Origin of the sequence: Glycocaulis abyssi (assembly GCF_041429775.1) — a bacterium.
In the GTDB taxonomy this organism is placed as follows: Bacteria; Pseudomonadota; Alphaproteobacteria; order Caulobacterales; family Maricaulaceae; genus Glycocaulis; species Glycocaulis abyssi.
The window spans coordinates 2140799-2158677 of the sequence record NZ_CP163421.1 but is presented as its reverse complement, the minus strand read 5'-3'; the positions used below and the strand labels follow the sequence as shown (position 1 = coordinate 2158677).

General features: G+C 62.1%; 17 protein-coding genes. 6 read left to right on the top strand and 11 right to left on the bottom strand.

What is annotated here, in order from left to right; all coding sequences use genetic code 11:
- Nucleotides 1-47: 47 nt before the first annotated feature.
- Nucleotides 48-695: an SCO family protein gene (locus AB6B38_RS10425; protein WP_371392789.1), complete on the bottom strand. Its 648-nt coding sequence runs from the start codon at nucleotides 693-695 to the stop codon at nucleotides 48-50.
- A 103-nt stretch (nucleotides 696-798) separates the two neighbouring features.
- Between AB6B38_RS10425 and AB6B38_RS10420 the strand changes: the two genes are divergently transcribed.
- Together AB6B38_RS10420 and AB6B38_RS10415 are read left to right on the top strand one after the other, a co-directional pair.
- Nucleotides 799-2112 carry an ActS/PrrB/RegB family redox-sensitive histidine kinase gene (locus AB6B38_RS10420; protein WP_371392788.1) on the top strand — a complete coding sequence of 438 codons (1314 nt, stop codon included), beginning with the start codon at nucleotides 799-801 and terminating at the stop codon, nucleotides 2110-2112.
- A gap of 104 nt (nucleotides 2113-2216) precedes the next feature.
- On the top strand, nucleotides 2217-2765 hold the full coding sequence (locus AB6B38_RS10415; RefSeq protein WP_371392787.1) for an ActR/PrrA/RegA family redox response regulator transcription factor: 549 nt from the start codon (nucleotides 2217-2219) through the stop codon (nucleotides 2763-2765).
- On the opposite strand, the gene AB6B38_RS10410 is transcribed toward AB6B38_RS10415, so the two are convergent.
- Both AB6B38_RS10410 and mmcB read right to left on the bottom strand, forming a co-directional pair.
- Nucleotides 2762-4864: a DUF3857 domain-containing protein gene (locus AB6B38_RS10410; protein WP_371392786.1), complete on the bottom strand. Its 2103-nt coding sequence runs from the start codon at nucleotides 4862-4864 to the stop codon at nucleotides 2762-2764. The genes AB6B38_RS10415 and AB6B38_RS10410 overlap by 4 nt on opposite strands.
- 79 nt (nucleotides 4865-4943) lie before the next feature.
- The gene (mmcB, locus tag AB6B38_RS10405; RefSeq protein ID WP_233352588.1) at nucleotides 4944-5339 is read right to left on the bottom strand and encodes a DNA repair putative endonuclease MmcB; all 396 of its coding nucleotides are present in this window, start codon (nucleotides 5337-5339) and stop codon (nucleotides 4944-4946) included.
- Nucleotides 5340-5494: 155 nt separating this feature from the next.
- Here mmcB and AB6B38_RS10400 point away from each other — a divergent pair, with 155 nt between their 5' ends.
- The gene (locus AB6B38_RS10400; protein WP_371392784.1) at nucleotides 5495-5902 is read left to right on the top strand and encodes a metallopeptidase family protein; all 408 of its coding nucleotides are present in this window, start codon (nucleotides 5495-5497) and stop codon (nucleotides 5900-5902) included.
- Between the two features lie 2 nt (nucleotides 5903-5904).
- Here AB6B38_RS10400 and AB6B38_RS10395 read toward each other — a convergent pair whose 3' ends face one another.
- From AB6B38_RS10395 to lpdA, 5 genes are all read right to left on the bottom strand, one after another.
- Nucleotides 5905-6297 (bottom strand): hypothetical protein, encoded by a 393-nt coding sequence (locus AB6B38_RS10395; protein ID WP_371392783.1) that lies wholly within the window; start codon nucleotides 6295-6297, stop codon nucleotides 5905-5907.
- Complete coding sequence (locus AB6B38_RS10390; protein WP_371392782.1) at nucleotides 6290-6838, bottom strand: hypothetical protein; 549 nt, start codon at nucleotides 6836-6838, stop codon at nucleotides 6290-6292. The genes AB6B38_RS10395 and AB6B38_RS10390 overlap by 8 nt, the downstream gene beginning before the upstream one ends.
- 32 nt (nucleotides 6839-6870) lie before the next feature.
- Nucleotides 6871-7584: an NAD-dependent deacylase gene (locus tag AB6B38_RS10385; RefSeq protein ID WP_371392781.1), complete on the bottom strand. Its 714-nt coding sequence runs from the start codon at nucleotides 7582-7584 to the stop codon at nucleotides 6871-6873.
- Nucleotides 7581-8117: a GNAT family N-acetyltransferase gene (locus tag AB6B38_RS10380; RefSeq protein WP_371392780.1), complete on the bottom strand. Its 537-nt coding sequence runs from the start codon at nucleotides 8115-8117 to the stop codon at nucleotides 7581-7583. Before AB6B38_RS10380 ends, AB6B38_RS10385 begins: the two co-directional genes overlap by 4 nt.
- Nucleotides 8118-8189: 72 nt before the next feature.
- Complete coding sequence (lpdA, locus tag AB6B38_RS10375; protein ID WP_371392779.1) at nucleotides 8190-9593, bottom strand: dihydrolipoyl dehydrogenase; 1404 nt, start codon at nucleotides 9591-9593, stop codon at nucleotides 8190-8192.
- A gap of 219 nt (nucleotides 9594-9812) precedes the next feature.
- Between lpdA and AB6B38_RS10370 the strand changes: the two genes are divergently transcribed.
- Entirely contained in the window at nucleotides 9813-10313 is a 501-nt protein-coding gene (locus AB6B38_RS10370) for a hypothetical protein (protein ID WP_371392778.1), read from the top strand.
- Here AB6B38_RS10370 and odhB read toward each other — a convergent pair.
- Both odhB and AB6B38_RS10360 read right to left on the bottom strand, forming a co-directional pair.
- Nucleotides 10310-11860 (bottom strand): 2-oxoglutarate dehydrogenase complex dihydrolipoyllysine-residue succinyltransferase, encoded by a 1551-nt coding sequence (gene odhB, locus AB6B38_RS10365; RefSeq protein ID WP_371392777.1) that lies wholly within the window; start codon nucleotides 11858-11860, stop codon nucleotides 10310-10312. The genes AB6B38_RS10370 and odhB overlap by 4 nt on opposite strands.
- Before the next feature lie 33 nt (nucleotides 11861-11893).
- Nucleotides 11894-14878 carry a 2-oxoglutarate dehydrogenase E1 component gene (locus AB6B38_RS10360; RefSeq protein WP_371392776.1) on the bottom strand — a complete coding sequence of 995 codons (2985 nt, stop codon included), beginning with the start codon at nucleotides 14876-14878 and terminating at the stop codon, nucleotides 11894-11896.
- A 344-nt stretch (nucleotides 14879-15222) separates the two neighbouring features.
- Here AB6B38_RS10360 and AB6B38_RS10355 point away from each other — a divergent pair, with 344 nt between their 5' ends.
- Entirely contained in the window at nucleotides 15223-16470 is a 1248-nt protein-coding gene (locus AB6B38_RS10355) for a hypothetical protein (RefSeq protein WP_371392775.1), read from the top strand.
- A complete protein-coding gene (locus AB6B38_RS10350) occupies nucleotides 16467-16976 on the top strand; it encodes a BLUF domain-containing protein (RefSeq protein ID WP_371392773.1) in 510 nt (169 codons plus the stop codon). Before AB6B38_RS10355 ends, AB6B38_RS10350 begins: the two co-directional genes overlap by 4 nt.
- On the opposite strand, the gene sucD is transcribed toward AB6B38_RS10350, so the two are convergent.
- The gene (gene sucD, locus AB6B38_RS10345) at nucleotides 16966-17874 is read right to left on the bottom strand and encodes a succinate--CoA ligase subunit alpha (protein WP_371392772.1); all 909 of its coding nucleotides are present in this window, start codon (nucleotides 17872-17874) and stop codon (nucleotides 16966-16968) included. The two genes, AB6B38_RS10350 and sucD, sit on opposite strands and share 11 nt — an antisense overlap.
- Nucleotides 17875-17879 lie beyond the last annotated feature (5 nt).

The window sequence follows — 17879 nt, the reverse complement described above, 5'->3', positions numbered from 1 at the left end:
GGGCCTCCGGCCTTGCGGGCGTTCAGACATACCCGTCAGGACGGCGATCATGCGCCCTCTTCCTGTAAAAATCGTTGCAGGGATTGCACAATGCGTTCAGGCGCGGTGGCGTGCGGGAAAACCTCCACAAAACGGCCCTGCCTATCCATCAGGTAAATCAGTGAAGAATGGTCGATCAGATATTCGGCCATGGATGAGTCGGCATCGGAGCGGGCATAGTAGACGCGGTAGGCGCGCGCGGCTGTCTCGATCTGTTCTGCCGAGCCGGTCAGACCGATAAGGTTCTCGGGGAAGACCGGCGTTTCCACATAGCTGGCCAGCGCTTCAGGCGTGTCGCGCTCAGGGTCAAGGCTGATGAGGAGAGGCTGGAACTCCGCGCGCTCAGCCTCATCCAGCTCTGCAAGTGCCTGCGCCATCAGCTGCAGCGACATCGGGCACACATCGGGGCAATAGGTGAAGCCGAAATAGATCAGCATGGGCCGGCCCTCGAAATCGGCACTGGTCATCGTCTCGCCGGTATGGGCCACCAGCTCGAAATCGCCGCCAATCAGGGCCTGGCCGCTTTCGCGCACGCCGGGCGGGGCAGCAGCAGGGCGCTGACCGGTGGCATATACAAGCGCCGCGATGGCAATGATGACGCAGACGGCGCTGGCAATGACAGGTAAAAGCCAGGCAGGACGGTTTGACCAGTTCACGTGCGCGAACTCCCCGGTATGCTTCTCAACCAATAGATAGGGCGCAAATCACCGTCCTGTCGAGGCGCTACGCTGCATTGCAGCACGAGCATGGAGACCCGTCTTGGCCTTTTTCCACACCGATGCCGATGAAAGCCGCGCCGATCCGTCCCTTACCCCGCTCTTCGGGCGGGTAAGGCTGCGCACCCTTATCGTGTTGAGATGGCTGGCGGTTACCGGCCAGACCATCACCGTGTTCGGTGTCCATTTCATACTGGGGTTCGAACTGGCTCTGGCATTGTGTCTGGCCGTTATCGGGGCCAGCGCGGCTCTCAACCTTGTGATCGCCTGGACCCAGCCGGTCCAGCGCTTTGCCACAGAGCGCGAAAGCTTTGCCCAGCTCGCCTTTGATGTGATGCAGGTGATCGTGCTGGTGGCCCTGACAGGCGGCACCTCCAACCCGTTTGCCTTTGTGGTGGCAGCGCCGGTGCTGATCGGCGTGGCGGCCCTGCCCGTGCGCTGGTGGATGACGCTGGCCGCGCTGACGATTGCCGGATCGCTGGCCATGAGCGTCTGGCACCGGCCCCTGCCGTGGAATGAATGGGCCGGACCGCTGGATCTGCCGCCCCTCTACCAGGCAGGGCTGTGGCTGGCGCTGGTCATCACCATCGCCTTCACGGCTGTCTATGCGTGGCGTGTGGGCAGTGAGGCACGACGCATGGGGGCCGCACTGGCGGCCACGCAGAGCATTCTGGCGCGCGAGCAGCGCCTGTCCGCGCTTGGCGCCCTGTCGGCGGCTGCCGCCCATGAGCTGGGCACGCCGCTGGCCACCATCCAGCTGACGGCCAAAGAGATGGCCCGCGCCATCACAGACCCTGAATTGCACGAGGACGCGGCGCTGCTCGTCTCCCAGGCCGAGCGCTGCCGCGATATCCTCAAACGCCTGTCTCAGGCTCCCAGTGATACCGACCAGATGCATGACCGCATGGCGCTGGGCGATGTGCTGGAGGAGGCCGCCGCGCCGCTCAAAGGACTTGGCGCCGCCATCGTGACATCCCTGCAGGATGCAGGCGATGAGCCGACGCTGCGCCGCCGGCCGGAGCTGATCTATGCGCTGGGCAATTTTGTCGAGAACGCCGTTGATTTCGCCCGCGCCGAGGTGCGCCTGAATGCAAGCTGGAGCGCGGACCGGTTTATCATCACGGTGAGTGATGACGGGCCGGGCTTTCCCGCCGACATCCTCGCCAAGCTTGGAGAGCCCTATATCACCACGCGCCGGCATGAGCCGGGGCCGGGCGGGCTGGGCCTCGGCGTCTTTATCGCCACCACGCTGATCGAGCGGCTGGGCGGGGTTGTCCGGTTTGAAAACCGGGCCGGGCGCACCGGCGCACAGGTGATAATGACCCTGCCGCGCAAGGGGCTGGAACTGCCTGCATGAGCTGGCCAAAGCGGCGCAGGTCTTTCCCTTCCCGCCCGCCTGTCCTAGATCAGGGGACAGATTATTGATGCCACGCCTGACCCTGAAAGGAACCGGGCCAGACCATGACCGAACTGCTCGACCTGCCCGCCGACCGTACGCTCCTCATCCTGGATGATGATGCGCCATTCCGAAACCGGCTCGACCGGGCGATGACGCAGCGCGGCTTCGAGGTGACGGCAGTGGGCAGTGTCGCCGAGGCGCTGGACGTGGCCCGCAGCGCGCCGCCAGCCTTTGCGGTGGTGGATCTGCGCCTGGAGGATGGCGACGGGCTGGACGTGGTGCGCGCCCTGCACCGCCACCGCCCCGATTGCCGTGCCGTCATGCTGACCGGCTATGGCAATATCGCCACGGCTGTGGCGGCGGTGAAATCAGGTGCCATCGACTATCTTTCCAAGCCTGCCGACGCCGATGATGTGGTGAAAGCCCTGCTGGCGGCACCGGGCACCAAGCCCGAACCGCCGGAAAACCCGATGAGCGCGGACCGGGTGCGCTGGGAGCATATCCAGCGCGTGTTCGAGCTGTGCGATCACAACGTGTCGGAAACCGCCCGGCGGCTGAACATGCACCGGCGCACCTTGCAGCGCATCCTCGCCAAGCGCGCGCCGCGCTAGGGTTTGGCGCCGGCCGCTTCGGCCTCCAGCGCGTCGAGAGCCGGCAAGTTCAGCACGAGTACATAGTCTCCCAGGTACCGCCGCATGCTGCGATGGTCGTCCACCATGGATTGATCGAGCATGACTGACGGGACGAGCGCCATCTGATCGTAGCTCACGGTCATCAGGCCGTTTTCGTATGTCATGCCATGGCTGAACTCGAAGGCATCGTTGGTCAGTTGTGTGCTGGAATCTTGCAGGTTCCAGAAAGTGCCGTCGGGATCATCAATCCCGCCTTCGATGACATGGCGCCGATGATAGGGATAGGCGGTTACCACCGGTGTGCGCCGTTCCAGATTGGTGCTTGCCAGCATATCGCCGAGACTGTGCGGGCGCAGCCGGATTTCCCGCCGTCCGGTGGCGTCCGCCGGGCCGATCAGCGGTGCCACACGCCAGCTGGCGCTGAGTGTCAGCCTGTTGGCCTCCTCGTCATCGTCTACGTGCAGGGGCATGACCAGCTCTGCCGATCGGCGGTAACTCGCATAGAAGTTGGTATATGCCTGTTCGATCTGGCTCAGCCCCGTCTGCTGGATGAGGGAGCGCCACTCATCGGCGGCCAGTCCGCGATGGGTGATTTCCAGCGACCAGATCAGCGGGTCGGTAAGCTCCTGTTGCAGAAGTTCGAACCGCTCAAGATACACGGTCGAGGCAAGCGGCGGTTGCTCGGGCGTGGTATCGGTCAGCCCTGTGGCGACGCCGTCCAGGACCAGGACCAGCCCATAATCGGGCTGGACGCGGTTAAACAGGGTGCCGCGCTGCCTTGTCATCGCCGGTTCAAGCCAGAACGTGTTGCCGCCGAGGCGGGCCTGGACAAACACATGGTCAAAAAGCTGGGGGCTGGGCGGGTAGCGGTCCACACTGCGTCCCGACGAGGTGTGGGCCAGCACCGGATAGGCTTCGATGTCCAGTGCATCGAGCAAGGCCAGCAAAAGCAGGGTTTTGGCCTTGCAGTCGCCCGTGCGCGTGCGCAGCGTATCGCTGGTGGAGGCGGGGACATAGGTGCCATCACCGAGCAGTACGGCCTGATAGCGGATCTCGTCCTGTACAAATTCCAGCGCCGCCGTGAGCTGCCGCGCCGGGTCGCCATGGGCCTCGCGAAAGCGTGCCGCCAGCGCTGCGATCTCGGCATCCGGTTCGGCGGGCAGACGGTAGAAGGGCCGGCCCCATGCGGCCACGCTGGCCCAGTCCGGCCAGGATGAGATGGTCAGGGTCGGGATCTGGGGATAATCCACCGGTGCGCCCTCTTCCATCTCCACGGCTTCGATGCGCCGGGGGCCAAAACTGTAGATCGTCCGCCCGAAGCGGTTTTCGATCCTCAGGCTGTCCTCGCTGGCACCGACAATGCTGTGCGATGCGCCGCGCGGCCAGCTGGTGCGGATGGAGAGCTGTTCGATATCGGTCAGGGTGGCGAGCGGAAAGCTCTCTGTCTGGTGCGGGGCAAGCAGGGGGTTGGTACCCGTCACAGAGAAGGACAGGTCCAGGATATCACCCTGGCGGACATCCTCGATGCGCAGGACGGCCACTTCCATTCCGGTGATGATGCCATAGTTCAGCGCCGGTTCCTGACGCAGAAACTCTGCGGCAATGCGTCCCTCCCGGCTTTCGCGCTCGCCGTCGCGGATGATAGCAGCCTCATGGATGACGATGGACTGGTAGCGAGGATCGAGATTGATCTGGAGCCGGGAAATGGCTGCCAGTCCCGCGCCCGTCACAGCCTCGATCACATAGCGGGTATAAAGCCCCGCTTCGGGATCTCGCGCGTCATGCTGGAAATCAACGACCAGCAGGCGGGCCCCGCCCATGGCTTCGGTGCCGACAGTGGAGGGATCGGGCATGGCAACCGGCTCTACAAAGCCGGGCGCTGGCCCGTACCCTAGCGTGCGCGCGGAGGAGGTGGCAGGGAGCAATTGCAAAGCCTGCGCGGACGATGCCCATGTTTCAGGGGGCGTTCCTGCCTGCTCGGCCGGGCCATAATCCGGATAGTGCACGGCCCCGTAAACCAGAGCCATTATCGCGCCAAAACCCACCCCGCAAAATGCGAGCACCCGCCTCACAGTCATCGCTTACCCCCTCAAGCAAGCCGCTTCCCCTCCCGATAGTATTAACCCCGTGGAAAGGTGCTACAACCTGAATCTGTGGTCAGGGCAGTCGGTCCAGCCGCAAGGCGCGCTCGGCCGCCGTGCGGGCAAAGCGCAAGGTGATGGATTTGCGCCGGGCGGGGGCCAGCGGGTTGACCGGGCTTTCACGCACGATCGCGCCGCCAAACCCGTCCGCGATGATAAGCCCGGTATGTTCAGGCAGCAGGGCGCGCGGGAAGCGCTCTGATACGGCGAAGAAATAGCGGTCGCACCAGTCGAAATATTCCGGCCATTTGCCGTCGGCGCGAAAGTCTGCCGCGCCGGATTTCACCTCGACAATGACCAGCTCGCCCTTCGGTCCCAGCGCCATCAGGTCGGCCCGGCGTCCGCAGGGCAGGGAAAATTCCGGTATCGCGGCCAGGCCAAAGCTCGCCAGCACGCGCGCCGCGCCGCGCATCAGCCCTTGCGCATCGTCAATGGCCGGATTGGTCAGCGAGGCAATGGAGACGGGGTCTGGCTTCATGGGCTGAATAATGTTCAAACTTTGTTCCGTTTGCAAGTCTGGCTCATGCGCCATCTAGGCGTGCGCCTCCGCCCGGGCTAGGAAGAGGCATGACATCGATTTTCACAAACCAGCCCGCCCCGTCCGAAGCCGATTTCCTCGACATCGCCGAGGCGGCCTTTGCGGGCCTGCCCAAAGCCTTCCGTCAGCTGTGCGGCAATGTGGTGATCCAGATCGCCGACTTTGCCGATGAGGAAACGCTCAAGGCGCTGGGGATGGAAAACCCGTACGAGCTGACCGGCCTCTATCACGGCGTGGACCTGACAGAAAAATCCGTGATGGATCCAGGCATGCCCGACCATGTCTTTCTCTATCGCCTGCCCATTCTTCTCGAGTGGTGCGAGCGCGGGGATGTCACGCTTGGCGATCTCATCGCTCATGTGCTGGTCCACGAGATCGGCCATCATTTCGGCCTGTCGGACGACGACATGCACGCGGTTGAAGAGAGTGTGGATTAAATTCAACCTATTTTCTTTGCAAAATCACCAATTTCGGGCGATTCAAATGGAATCTCAATGCTTTCTTCTACATTGTCCGTCAAGAGACCGGACAACAAACCACTCCCCACGGTCCTTTTTTGTCTAGCTACTGATGACGAACGCAACGTTGATATTTTTCCTTGGGCATGCGTTATTCGTCCACGACCCTTGATGATTTCTAGTCGACCCAATGACTCCTTGCTGTCGGGGTCTAATATTTCTCCTCCGAGAGAAAATATTACAAATATATTTCCAATACTAACGCCGTCTTCTTTTCCGACGTTTAAAACCACATCTAAATCACCATCTAGAACATGTGCGACCTTAGCATCATATTTGATGTCAACAGCCCCTAAATCTTTTGAGCTAGGCATAATGTTCCTCCAAAAGGATATGAGATGTCATCGGTTGTAACGACAGCGCGCTCATCATATTAGCGGGGTCGGACAATATTCTTGTAAGCACGTCTTGGTGGTCCTTTCCGACAAAAAGAACCTTAAACTGAAAAAGACGAGCTGAATTGATGTGCTCCAGCGTACATAGCGCAATAGGTTGCTCCAAATCATCCGATTTATAAATTAAAGTAGCTATACACCCAGGTGTGTAAAAATCACTGGATTCAGAAACTATTGTTAAATCTGAATTTGAGCTTCTATTTATTTTTAAAATTCTTGGATTTCTCAGTTGATATTCAACAGCTTTTCCAGCGATGTTCCAGCAAGCGTCAACAAGTATAATGGCAATAACCAGAATAACGATGAAAGCGCGCTCCCAGTTCGAAACATTTGACGGCCAGAGCACAATTCCAAAGCCACCTACAACCGCCACAATTACAGCCAAACGATGAAACGCTAAGCCGATACCGGCAAACGTTGTGTAAACTTGCTTAGAAACCCTGCTGATATCGATAGACAATTTCCGCCCCAGTGCACTCTTGCCTAGTATCACTATAGGTTGGTGGTCCACTCCGGCACAAGCTTCGTCGCCGGGCCGTAATGGCGCTCGTCAAACAGCGTGCTGATTTCCCCCGGCTCCAGCGACAGCTCCACCGTCCACGCGCCGGCGGCTTTGGCTTCGGTCACAAAGCCGGCTGCCGGATAGACCGTGCCGGACGTGCCGATAGCGGCGAAGAGATCGCACGCCCCAAGCGCCTCATAGATCGTATCGAGCCCCAGCGGCATCTCGCCGAACCAGACCACATGGGGGCGCAGCCCGCCGGACTGTCCACAGGACGGGCAGGGCGTATCGGGCGTGATGGCGTGCTCATGTTCGAACAGATGGCCGCAATGGTTGCAGCGGCTTTTCAGCAGCTCGCCATGCATGTGCAGCACTTCGTTCGAGCCGCCGCGCGCATGCAGATCATCAATATTCTGGGTGACGAGCAGGAATCGCCCGCGCTCTTCTGCCTGCCAGAGGAGCTCCAGCGCGGCCAGCGCGCGGTGAGCGGCGTTGGGCTGGGCGGCGATCAGATTTTCCCGCCGCGCATTGTAGAAGGCGTGAACGCTATGGGGATCGGCGGCGAAGGCTTCGGGTGTGGCCAGTTTCTGCCAGTCGAACTTTTCCCAGATGCCGCCCTTGTCGCGAAACGTGCCAAGACCGGATTCGGCGCTGATGCCGGCCCCGGTCAGGATGACGATATTGCGGACTTCACGCGCGCTCATCCGGCTTTCGGGGCCAGCGTGTAGATGGCCAACGGGCCGGTATCGGGGTCATTCTCCGCGCCGGTCTCCACAAACCCGCTTTTTTCCAGCACCCGGCGGGAGGCGGTGCCCGACTCCATTGTACGCGCGCGGATTTCTGTCACGCCGGGCTGGCTGAACGCCCAGCCTGCAAGGCCCTGGACCGCTTCAGTGGCCAGGCCCTGCTCGCGGAAGCTTGGCAGCATGGAATAACCGATTTCGACAACACCCCCCTTGTCGGGCGGGCCGTAAAACCCGCCATTTCCGACCAGACGGCCCGGCGCGTCATCGGCCCAGCGCATGATGAAAACCCAGCTATGCCAGCCTGTTTCGTCCGGCCGGGCATCCAGGCTGGCGCGCGTATGAGCCATGCTTTCGGTATTGTTCAGCTCCGGCGGCCAGCTGGCTTCTGGCGAAACGTTCAGCGCACCGAAAAACCCCTTGCGATCCTCGACCTGCAGGCGTGCCAGATCGGCGTCCAGCGCAACCAGGCGCAGGCGGGGTGTGGCCCACATCGGTCCTGCTGAAACAGTTTCGTCCGCTATCATGGTGCCGCCTGCCGGGAATATGGGATGCCGTGAGCCAGTCTACATTTGCATGGTCCAGCCCTCCACCCCCATTGCTGCCTGGCGGATGGCCTCGGACAGGGTGGGGTGGGCGTGGCTGGTGCGGGCAATATCTTCGGATGCCGCGCGGAACTCCATGGCCAGCGCGATCTCGCCGATCATCTCGCCTGCATGCGGGCCCATGATGTGGCCGCCGAGGATTTCATCGGTCTTTGCATCGGCGAGGATTTTCACAAAACCGTCCGTATCGTGATTGGTGCGTGCGCGGCTATTGGCCATGAAGGGGAATTTACCGGTTTTGTACTCCCGGCCCATCTCCTTCAATTGCTCCTCGGTATAGCCGACACTGGCGATCTCGGGGCGCGTATAGACGACACTGGGCGTGGCCAGATAGTTCACATGACCCGCCTTGCCCGCAATCAGCTCGGCGCAGGCCGTGCCGTCATCCTCGGCCTTGTGGGCCAGCATCGGCCCGTGCGTGGTGTCGCCGATCACCCAGACGCCATCTGCCGAGGTCTTGAAGTGCTCGTTGGGGATGAAGCCGCGCTTGTCGGGCTCGATGCCAACCGTCTCCAGGCCCAGACCATCCGTATAAGGACGACGCCCGATGCAGACCAGCACCACATCGGCGTCCAGCACCTCTTCCTCGCCGCCGCTGGCGGCCTCGGTCGTTACTTTGAGCGCCTTGCCGTCTTTCTCCACGCCGGTCACCTTGCGCGACAGCTTGAAGATCATGCCCTGCTTTTCAAACAGGCGCTTGGCCTGCTTGGAAATCTCGCCATCCATGGTCGGCAGGACGCGGTCGAGATACTCCACCACTGTCACTTGCGATCCCAGACGGCGCCAGACAGAGCCGAGCTCCAGCCCGATCACGCCCGCGCCGATGAGGATCAGCTTCTCCGGAACGCTCTCCAGCTCCAGCGCGCCGGTGGAGGAGACGATCTGCTTTTCATCGATCTCCACGCCCGGCAGCGGGGTTACTTCTGAACCCGTCGCGATGACAATGTTCTTTGTCTCCAGCGTCTTTTCCGAGCCGTCTTCCAGCGCGACAACAACCTTGCCCTTGCCGGCAATGCGGCCCTTGCCGTGGAAATGATCGACCTTGTTCTTCTTCATCAGGCCGGCGACGCCCTTGGTCAGGCCCGTCACGGCGTCGGCCTTCTGCTCCATCATCTTTTCCAGATTGAGCGTGATCTTGCCGGTGCCGATGCCCATGCCGGCAAACTCGCTATTGGCCATCTCGTAAAGCTCGGAGGCATGCAGCAGCGCCTTGGAGGGGATGCAGCCGACATTCAGGCAGGTGCCGCCGAGCGTCTTGCGCATCTCGATAATGGCGGTCTTCAGGCCCAGCTGCCCCGCGCGGATCGCGCAATTATAGCCACCGGGTCCGCCGCCAATGATTACAACGTCATACGTGTCAGCCATGCGATGTCCTCCGGCCCGGCAAACAGGAAGGGGGAGGGGGTCCGGGCCTGTCATTTCGCAACCTAGCCAAGCAGCGCGGCGCGTCAATCGCATCTGCCTGCATGCCTGTCATGCCGCCTCGCATGCCTTCACGCCCAGCATCAGGGCTTGATCCGCGCGCCGGTCTGGCTTTTGATCCCTGAGCGGGGGGCTCTTAGCGGGCTAAAGGGACAGGACAGCTTGGAAACGTTTCTGGTATCGCTGGTGTCCGGCCTCGCGGCTGCGGCCTTGTTCGAGGTGCTTCATCACCCTGAAGACCGCAAGCGCGGCACGGCCAATGCCCGGCTTTCGGGGCGGCTCTTTGTCTCCGACCATAACCGCCCGCGCCACCGTGCCGCATTGTGGGCCATGGCCGGGGTCCGCTGGACGCTGGTGGCGCTAAGCGCCGGTCTGGCCGGATTTTACGGCCTCAGCCTGATGGTGACGCTGGGCGCCAATGGCGCAGATCTGCCGCCGGGCGCACTGATCGGCCTTGCTGTCATAACGGCTTTGTTCATCGCCAAAGCTACACGTTCGCAAGGCGATATTATCCGGGGGCTGATCGCGGTCATTGCCGGGCTCGGCCTTGCCGCCCTCATCATACGCCTTGGCGATGATGCCATGGTGACAGCCCTGATGGTAACAGGGCTGTCGATAGCGTTTTTCTGGCGGGCGCTGGGGCTGGTGCCTCCGCTGCGTTAGATATCCAGCAGCAGGCGTTCGGGTTTTTCCAGGCTCTCCTTCACGCGCACCAGGAAGGTGACGGCTTCCTTGCCGTCCACGATGCGGTGGTCATAGGAGAGCGCCAGATACATCATCGGGCGGATCACGACCTGGCCATTGATGGCCACGGGGCGTTCCTGGATCTTGTGCATGCCCAGAATGCCGGACTGGGGCGCGTTGAGGATGGGCGAGCTCATCAGCGAGCCATAGACCCCGCCATTGGAGATGGTGAAGGTCGCGCCTTGCATGTCCTCAAGGCCGAGCTGGCCATCGCGGGCGCGCTTGCCAAGGTCCATAATGCCCTTCTCGATACCGGCCAGGGATTTCTCGTCGCAATCGCGCACCACCGGCACGACAAGGCCGCGATCGGTGCCGACGGCCACGCCGATATCGTAGTAATTCTTGTAGATGATGTCGGTGCCGTCGATCTCGGCATTCACCGCCGGGATGTCCTGCAGCGCGGCCACACACGCCTTCACGAAGAAGCTCATAAAGCCGAGCTTGACGCCGTGTTTTGCGGTGAAATCGTCCTGGATTTCCTTGCGCAGCGCCATTATCGCGCTCATGTCTGCCTCGTTATACGTGGTCAGCATGGCGGCAGAGTTCTGCGCTTCCTTCAGGCGGCGCGCGATGGTCTGGCGCAGCCGGGTCATTTTCACGCGCTCTTCGCGCTCTCCGGTTTGGCGCGGGGCCGATTGCTGGGCCACGGCAGCGGGTTCGGGCGCGCGCGCGCCCTGCTCGACGGCTTTTAGCGCATCGCCCTTGGTCACGCGGCCATCGCGGCCCGTGCCTTCAATCGCCGACAGATCGACCTTGTTCTCGGCGGCCACGCGCTGGGCAGACGGCATCGCCTTCACATCGCCTGACGACTTGCTCTCAGCCTTGGGGGCTTCGGCCTTGCTGTCCGGTTTTGCCGCGCCGCCAGACGCGCCTTCGCGGATTTTTGCCACGACCTGGCCCGGCTCCACGCTATCGCCTTCCTTGACGAGGGCTTCTTCCAGCACGCCCGCGACAGGCGAGGGGACTTCGACCGCCACCTTGTCGGTCTCGATTTCCATCAGCGGCTGATCGACGCTGACGCTATCGCCGACTTTCACCAGCCAGTTGCCGACCGTGCCTTCGGCAACGCTCTCGCCCATGACCGGCACCTTGGCCTCGGTCAGATCGCCGCCCTTGCTGCTCTCACCCTTGCCTGACGACTTGCTGTCCTTGCTGTCAGCCTTGGCCTCGGACTTTGGCGCCTCGTCCTTTTTATCGGCCTTTTTCGGTTCGGCAGATTTTCCGCCAGAGCTGCCGGCCTCGAACTCGGCCAGCGCGGCGCCAATCTCGACCGTATCGCCTTCCTTGGCGCTTATGGCGGTGATGACGCCATCTTCCTCGGCCCGGACCTCGACCGACACCTTGTCGGTTTCCAGCTCGACAAGGATGTCGTCCTTCTTCACGGACTGACCTTCCTTGACCAGCCAGCTTCCAACCGTTGCTTCGGATACGGATTCGCCAAGGGTGGGGACGGTAATTGCGCTCATAACGGGGTCATCCAGATCGGGTGTGAGAGGGGGTCAGTCTTTGGCAAGGGCTTCGTCCACCAGGGCCTGCTGCTGGGCCTGGTGGCGCGAGAGCAGCCCGGTGGCGGTGGAGGCGGAAGGGGAACGGCCCACATAGCGCGGGCGTTTCGATTTGCCGCCCACCTTTTCAAGGCAGAACTCCAGATAGGGTTCCACGAAGGTCCAGCCGCCCATGTTTTTCGGCTCCTCCTGGCACCAGACAATGTCGGCATCGGGGAAGCGTTTGAGCTCGTCGATGATGGATTTCGCCGGGAAGGGGTAGAACTGCTCGACACGGAGCAGATAGACATCGTTCAGCCCCTTGTTCTCGCGCGCTTCGAGCAGATCGTAATAGACCTTGCCTGAGCACAGCACGACGCGGCGGATATCCTTGTCGGCGGCCAGCGGTTTGGCGCGCGGGGCGGCGAACTCGCCGCGGTCCTTGCGCACGCTCTGATCGCCATCATCCCACAGGACGCGGTGGAAGGAGGAGCCGGGACCGAACTCGGTGAGATCGGACACGCAGCGCTTGTGACGCAGCAGGGATTTGGGCGTCATTATCACCAGCGGCTTGCGGAAGCCGCGGTGGATCTGGCGGCGCAGGATATGGAAATAGTTGGCAGGCGTGGAGCAGTTGGCGACCTGCATATTGTCTTCGGCGCATTGCTGCAGGAAGCGCTCCAGCCGGGCCGAGGAGTGTTCGGGTCCCTGACCCTCATAGCCGTGCGGCAGAAGCATGACGAGGCCGGACATGCGCAGCCATTTGCGCTCGGATGATGAAATGAACTGGTCGATGATGACCTGCGCGCCATTGGTGAAATCACCAAACTGGGCTTCCCACATGACGAGTGTGTTCGGCGCGGACAGCGAATAGCCGTATTCGAAGCCGAGCACGGCTTCTTCCGACAGCATGGAATCGATCACTTCATAGCGCGCCTGATCCTCGCTCAGATGGTTGAGGAAGGTATGGCGCTCCTGCGTTTCCTGATCGATCAGATGGGAGTGGCGCTGGGAGAAGGTGCCGCGTCCGCAATCCTGCCCCGAAAGGCGCACCGGGAAGCCCTCAATGAGAAGCGTACCGAAGGCGAGATGTTCGGCCGTGGCCCAGTCAATGCCTTCGCCTTTTTCAATTGCCTCGCGCCGGCCATTGATGACGCGGTTGAGGGTCTTGTGGATGTTGTAGCCGTCCGGGATGCGCGTCATCGCTGTCCCGACCGCTTTTAGCGTGTCGATATCGACAGCCGTCTGGCCGCGCCGGTCGTCCTCGTCGGGCAGGCCAAGGCCGGACCAGACGCCGTCCAGCCAGTCGGCCTTGTTGGCCTTGTAGGATTTGCCCAGCTCGAACTCGTCATCGAGGAAGGCTTCCAGCTCGGCTACCCAGCCATCGACCTCCTCCGCGGTCACCACGCCCTCTTCGGTCAGGCGGCTTGTGTAGAGCTCGCGGGTGGTGGGATGACCGGCGATCGCCTTGTACATTTGCGGCTGGGTGAAGGACGGGTCATCGCCCTCATTGTGGCCAAAGCGGCGATAGCAGAACATGTCGATGACGACATCCTTGCCAAAGGTCTGCCGGTACTCGGCTGCCACTTTCGCCGCGAACACCACCGCTTCGGGGTCGTCGCCATTCACGTGGAAAATCGGTGCCTGCACCATCAGCGCCACGTCAGACGGGTAGGGCGAGGAGCGGCTGTCGCGCGGATCGGTGGTGAAGCCGATCTGGTTGTTGACGATGAAATGGACCGCCCCGCCTGTGCGGTGTCCGCGCAGGCCGGACAGGCCAAAGCATTCGGCCACGATGCCCTGTCCGGCAAAGGCGGCATCGCCGTGCAGCAGAAGCGGCAGGACCTTGTGGCTCGACGGTTCGCCCGTCTGCACCTGGTATTTGCTCATCTTGGCGCGGGCCTTGCCCAGGACGACCGGATCCACCGCTTCTAGGTGGGAGGGGTTGGCGGTCAGCGAGAGATTGACCGTGTTGCCATCGAACTCACGCGTCGATGACGAACCCAGATGGTATTTCACATCGCCAGAGGAGAACTCGTCTTCGCCAATGGTCGAGCCGCCCTGAAACTCGTGGAAGATCACGTGGTAGGGCTTGCCCATCACGGCGGCCAGCACGTTAAGGCGCCCGCGGTGGGGCATGCCGACAATGATGTCGCTCACCCCCATGGCGCCGCCGCGCTTGATGATCTGTTCCAGCGCCGGGACCATGGACTCGCCGCCATCAATGCCGAAGCGCTTGGTGCCGGGATAGCGCTTGTGCAGGAAGCGCTCGAACGCCTCGGTCTCGACCAGCTTGCGCAAAATCGCCTGCTTGCCGTTCTTGGAGAACGCGATTTCCTTGTCCGGTCCCTCGATACGCTCCTGCAGCCAGGCTTTCTCCTCCGGGTTGGAGATATGCATGAACTCCACGCCGAACGTGCCGCAATAGGTGCGTTTGAGGATGTCGAGGATCTGGCGGATGGTGGCGGTCTCAAGGCCGAGATAGCCATTGATGAAGATCTCGCGGTCGAGATCAGCCTCGCCAAACCCGTAGCTTTCCGGATCCAGTTCGGGCTGGGGTTCACGCCCGCCCAGCTTCAGCGGATCGAGATCAGCCGCCAGATGCCCGCGCATGCGGAAAGCGCGGATCAGCATGATCGCCGAAATACTGTCCTTGACGGCTGAATGCACATCGGCTGGCGAGGCCGCCTCGCCCATGCGCGCCGCGACCTTTTCCGGCAGGCTTGGCACCACGCTCTCGATATCGCCCAGCGCCTGGACCATTTCGCCATTGGCTTTTCGCGGCCAGCCCTTGCGCTTCCAGGCCGGCCCCTTGGCGGCCTGTGTGGCGTTTGCCGCCTCATCGCCGACAGCATCGAAGAATTTGCGCCAGCTGGCCGGAACCGAGGCCGGATCAGCCGCATAGCGCGCGGCCATGTCTTCCAGATAGATGGCGTTGGCGCCGAACAGGAAGGAGGTGTCGAGGAAGGTCTGGTTGGTCGAGGAGCGAGCGTCGGTCATCTTGGCCCTTCAGGGCAGGTTTATCGTGAGCGCCACCACGGCGCTTGCCTAGATAATCGACACTTATGCCTCTCCGGTGCAAAAGAGAAGCCCAAATGGGCGCAAAACACCCTTGCGAACGGCAATAGGCACGAACGTGCGTTCGCATTGCGCTCTCCTGCATGGCAATGAGGCGCCGTGCGCCGCGCAGGTACAACTATGCCGGGCCATCACACCTATGAACAATGTATAAAGCATAGCGCCCGGTTAACTATCTGTTTGCATAAAGCTTGAAGTTGCACGCCGTGAATATTCTAATTCACGTCAGGAGCGCGAACAGCCCGCGGCTCCGCGCAAGTGATGTGATGTCAGTACTTTCAACACTGGCCAGCTTCCGCCCCAAGCTGAAGGAAGCCGCCCAGCTGGAGACTACCCAGCTCCAGCTCATCAATCTGGATGTGCTCGAAGCGCAGTACAAAGAGAAGTGGCCGCGCGTGAAAGAGCGCATTTTCGATACGTGCGAGCAGTTCATCTCCAAGCGTATCGGCTCTGACGACCTTATCCTGCGCGCTGCCAACGGGTTTATCGTGCTGCCCGGCCCGTCGCGGGCGGAAGAGGCTGAAGCCTTCACCCGGCGTATCGAGACCGAGCTGAAAGCCTTTTTCCTTGGCACCGATTATCTTGCCGGTCTGGAGCTGCACGCCGAAACCGTCGATATCGCTCTGTCTGATCTGTTTGGCGGCATTCAGTCCGACCCGCTGGACGCGGCTGCACAAGCCTATGAAGCCGCTGATGTGGAAGAGGCGCTCGATCCAGATGCGGCCCTTCAGCCCATACCGCCTCCCCGGCCGCGCGAACCGGTGCGGCTGCCCCCGTTCGAGCTATGCTTTGAGCCGGTCTGGGCCTCGGCGACGGGGTTCGCGGCCCTTAGTCTTGTGCACCCGGTCGGGCGTATGCGCGGAGATGGGCCGCTAGTGCGCGGGCATGCCCTCTCGCCCAGCGAAGGGGGCGGTGCGATGCGCATGGAGCTCGACCGCGCGGTACTGATGGCCGCTGGCAGGGCTTGGCAGGAAGCGGCCGGCGAGAGCGCGCCCGGCGCCCTTGCCGTCCCGGTGCATTTCGAGACGCTGGTGACGGTCAAATACCGCCTGCCCTATATGGCAGCGATCAACGCGCTGGACGAGACGGTACGCTCCGCCCTGATGCTGCATATCCTCGGTGCGGAAATGGACGCACCGATGGGCAGTCTGACCGAGGTGTGCCGGCTAGCCCGCACCCTCACCCGGCGCATCATGGTGGAGGTTGATCCGTGCACCATCCGGCTCGACCGGTTCAACGATTCCCGGATCGACATTTTCTCGATGGAGGCGCCCGCTCCGGAAGCCTTCGCGCGCCATAGTGCAAGTCTTGCCACGTTTGCTGCAAAGCTGGTGCGCCGGCGGATCATGCTGGCGGTCCAGGCGTGCCACGACCCTGCCACGGTGGCGGGCTGGTTAGCCATTGGTCCGGATTATCTTGCGGGCAAGGCGGTTGCAGAAGAGCGCCAGCAGCCTGTCATCCCGTTCCGGTTCACACCGGGCGAAAAGCTGGAAGTTGTGGGGGACGCGCAATGAGTTCATCAACAAGCTATAGGCGCCGGTTACGTCTTAAAGGCACGCCCTGCCCGGGCGAGGCCGCAGCGCTTACCCGGCTGGTCTATATTTCCGCAGTGGCCATTGCGCGCGGGCAGGGCCATTTCCGGTCAGAGCTCGCGGACATCATGGCGGCCTGTGAGCGTTACAACCCGCGAGCCGGTATTACCGGCGTGCTGGTCTATGACCGGGGGCGGTTCATCCAGATGCTGGAAGGGCCAAAGGCCGCCATCGATGAGGTTTACGCGCGCATCTGCAACGATACACGCCATACAGAGGTCACGCTGCTGTTGAACGAGCCCGCCAGCGAACGCCGGTTTGACGACTGGGCCATGGCTTTTGCCAATGCCGGCGACGCACCCTTGCCGGTGAGAGCGAGCAGCGGCTGGCGCGAGCTGGAGCGTGAGGCACTGCTCGCACGGCTGCGGGAGATCCACGACCATCACGCGGTCATGAATCTCCGGTCAGTCACACGCGCTAGCCCTTGAGGACCTCGACCAGCGTCTTGCCGAGGCGCGCCGGGCTGTCGGATACGGCAATCCCGGCGGATTTCATCGCCTCGATCTTGCTTTGCGCATCGCCCTTGCCGCCAGCCACGATCGCGCCGGCATGGCCCATCGTGCGGCCTTCAGGCGCGGTGCGTCCGGCAATGAAGCCGGCCATGGGCTTTTTACGGCCTTTCTTCGCTTCATCGCGCAGGAATTGAGCCGCTTCCTCTTCGGCTGAACCGCCGATCTCGCCGATCATGATGATCGACTTGGTCTCGTCATCGGCCAGGAACATCTCCAGCACGTCGATGAACTCCGTTCCCTTTACCGGATCGCCGCCAATGCCGACGGCCGTCGTCTGGCCGAGACCCTCAGCCGTGGTCTGGAACACGGCCTCATAGGTCAGCGTGCCGGAACGCGACACCACGCCGACCGAGCCCTTCTTGAAGATATTGCCCGGCATGATGCCGATCTTGCACTCTTCAGGCGTCAGCACGCCGGGGCAGTTCGGGCCCAGAAGGCGCGAGCTGGATTTCTCCAGGCGGGCTTTCACCTTCACCATGTCCATGACCGGGATGCCCTCGGTGATACACACGATCAGCTCGATGCCCGCATCAATCGCCTCGATAATGGCCGCGCCAGCGCCCGCAGGCGGGACATAGACGACAGAGGCGGTTGCGCCAGTGCGCTCCTTGCCTTCGGCCACGGTTGAAAAGATCGGCAGCGAGGCCGCACCGTCCATGCCGCTTGTCCAGCTCTCGCCGCCCTTTTTGGGGTGGATGCCGCCGACCATGCGGGTGCCGTAATAGGCCAGCGCCTGCTCGGTGTGGAAGGTGCCGGTCTTGCCGGTCAGGCCCTGAACGAGAACCTTGGTGTCTTTGTTGACGAGTACGGACATGGGGG

What these genes read in the sequence shown, in the direction of transcription:
- AB6B38_RS10415 (WP_371392787.1), top strand. Translation starts at nt 2,217, where the DNA reads ATGACCGAACTGCTCGACCTGCCCGCCGACCGTACGCTCCTCATCCTG.
- AB6B38_RS10410 (WP_371392786.1), bottom strand. Translation starts at nt 4,864, where the DNA reads ATGACTGTGAGGCGGGTGCTCGCATTTTGCGGGGTGGGTTTTGGCGCG.
- mmcB (WP_233352588.1), bottom strand. Translation starts at nt 5,339, where the DNA reads ATGCGCGGCGCGGCGCGCGTGCTGGCGAGCTTTGGCCTGGCCGCGATA.
- AB6B38_RS10400 (WP_371392784.1), top strand. Translation starts at nt 5,495, where the DNA reads ATGACATCGATTTTCACAAACCAGCCCGCCCCGTCCGAAGCCGATTTC.
- AB6B38_RS10395 (WP_371392783.1), bottom strand. Translation starts at nt 6,297, where the DNA reads ATGCCTAGCTCAAAAGATTTAGGGGCTGTTGACATCAAATATGATGCT.
- AB6B38_RS10385 (WP_371392781.1), bottom strand. Translation starts at nt 7,584, where the DNA reads ATGAGCGCGCGTGAAGTCCGCAATATCGTCATCCTGACCGGGGCCGGC.
- AB6B38_RS10380 (WP_371392780.1), bottom strand. Translation starts at nt 8,117, where the DNA reads ATGTGGGCCACACCCCGCCTGCGCCTGGTTGCGCTGGACGCCGATCTG.
- lpdA (WP_371392779.1), bottom strand. Translation starts at nt 9,593, where the DNA reads ATGGCTGACACGTATGACGTTGTAATCATTGGCGGCGGACCCGGTGGC.
- odhB (WP_371392777.1), bottom strand. Translation starts at nt 11,860, where the DNA reads ATGAGCGCAATTACCGTCCCCACCCTTGGCGAATCCGTATCCGAAGCA.
- AB6B38_RS10360 (WP_371392776.1), bottom strand. Translation starts at nt 14,878, where the DNA reads ATGACCGACGCTCGCTCCTCGACCAACCAGACCTTCCTCGACACCTCC.
- AB6B38_RS10355 (WP_371392775.1), top strand. Translation starts at nt 15,223, where the DNA reads ATGTCAGTACTTTCAACACTGGCCAGCTTCCGCCCCAAGCTGAAGGAA.
- AB6B38_RS10350 (WP_371392773.1), top strand. Translation starts at nt 16,467, where the DNA reads ATGAGTTCATCAACAAGCTATAGGCGCCGGTTACGTCTTAAAGGCACG.
- sucD (WP_371392772.1), bottom strand. Translation starts at nt 17,874, where the DNA reads ATGTCCGTACTCGTCAACAAAGACACCAAGGTTCTCGTTCAGGGCCTG.